This is a genomic window from Pseudovibrio sp. Ad46, from assembly GCF_001623065.1.
Classification (GTDB): Bacteria; Pseudomonadota; Alphaproteobacteria; order Rhizobiales; family Stappiaceae; genus Pseudovibrio.
On record NZ_LMCG01000035.1, the window covers coordinates 1 to 1394 of the forward strand.

The following is a 1394-nucleotide window of genomic DNA, read 5'->3' on the forward strand; positions in this document are numbered from 1 at the left end:
GCTCAAGAAAGGCAGAGCCGGCGCGATACTTGTCAATCAGATTGCCGAGCGTGCCCGGCCTGCTGGTATCAGCCACTGACATCAAGTTTGTTAGTCGCTCGCATTCTGCCAGAAAGGCAGCACTGCCGATTGGCGCTTTTTCCAGATTGATCGGCTCACCAGTCTTGCGATGATAACACCGCAGCTTGCCGTGCTGGTCATTGAAGATCTTGAAGCCTTTGACCCAGACTATCGTCATATCAGGCTCCCAGCTGATTGAGGAGATCATCATCAGATGGACGGCTGTCTTCCTTTAAGCCTTCAATCCAGCGATCCTGATCCTTGACGTCCCAGACCTTGCGCCCTCCAGGAAGAAGAACGGCGGGAACCGGATAATTGGCCAGGAAGCTGGTTGCACTTAGACCGCAATAGGAAGCCGCAGAGCTCTCTTCAGCATGCGATACGGCTGGATACTCAAGTTCAACTGCGCTCTCGCCATATCGATCCCCTCTTGATCTTTAGGCTATAGATGTTCTGATGTCGATAGCATGGGCCTGTGATTTATGAGCCAAAGCGGTTATTCGCTCTCCTCACAAACCTTGGTGCAAGATACCAGCACTTTCAAAAACAAAGCTCCGCAATCGACAATATGATAGGCAGGCTGACGTTTTGAGCTTCGCATAATCTGAGTGATCGCCTCCAGAAGCTCTTCCAGTCCGACATGCATCTGTATCTGAATATTTTCCTCATCCATTGCATTGTTGCAAAGGCAGAAAACACTACTTTCTGTGCCAAGAATACCAGACCATTTGTTGGCGAGCTGCTGTGAGACAGTCCCGGCAATCAGCTCTGCAATCGTATTGGTGCAGTGAGAGCGTACCATGTTGTGGTAGGTGGCAACGGCCATCAGATCATTAAAGGTATATCGGGTCCAGCCTTGGCGCTCGCCCTCAAGCACCAACTGCTTCCGCCGCCTCCAGACCCGCAACGTCTCAATATTCATCCCAACGATCTTGGCAACTTCGGACGCCGTATATGTACGGTTGTAAGTGTCACTATTCCCAGTCATGCTCGACTCACTCTCGAAATTGGGTCAAGTGAAACGAAAAATATCTTCTAACTGATTGGTTTAGATGAAGTGTTGTGCGTTGGGTGTTAGAGAGCAGCTCAAGAGGTGGATTAAACGCTATGATGCAGTAGCAGAGGGCCATTAAGTATGGACCGCCTGCATTTCGCAAGAGAGTTTTTACTTGGAACCTTGAAGTCGCTACTATGTATCCGACCTGTTTATCGGCACGCGGGCCGTGGCCTTGATGGTAATACGCACGTACCTACAGTCTAATTACCGGACAGGTTACTTAGAACCATTATGGCCCTCTGACTTTGGGTGCGTTCTTTCTTCCGTTCCATGCTTA

General features: G+C 49.9%; 1 protein-coding gene and 1 pseudogene. Both read right to left on the reverse strand.

Features of this window, described 5'->3' with window-relative positions; all coding sequences use genetic code 11:
• Nucleotides 1-238 (reverse strand): annotated as a pseudogene (locus PsAD46_RS06540) (integrase); the annotation flags it as partial.
• Nucleotides 239-556: 318 nt separating this feature from the next.
• The gene (locus PsAD46_RS06545) at nucleotides 557-1048 is read right to left on the reverse strand and encodes a MerR family transcriptional regulator (protein ID WP_063306427.1); all 492 of its coding nucleotides are present in this window, start codon (nucleotides 1046-1048) and stop codon (nucleotides 557-559) included.
• Nucleotides 1049-1394 lie beyond the last annotated feature (346 nt).

Bases quoted from the DNA above. Each gene is read 5' to 3' on its own strand.
- PsAD46_RS06545 (WP_063306427.1), bottom strand. From the start codon at position 1,048: ATGACTGGGAATAGTGACACTTACAACCGTACATATACGGCGTCCGAA.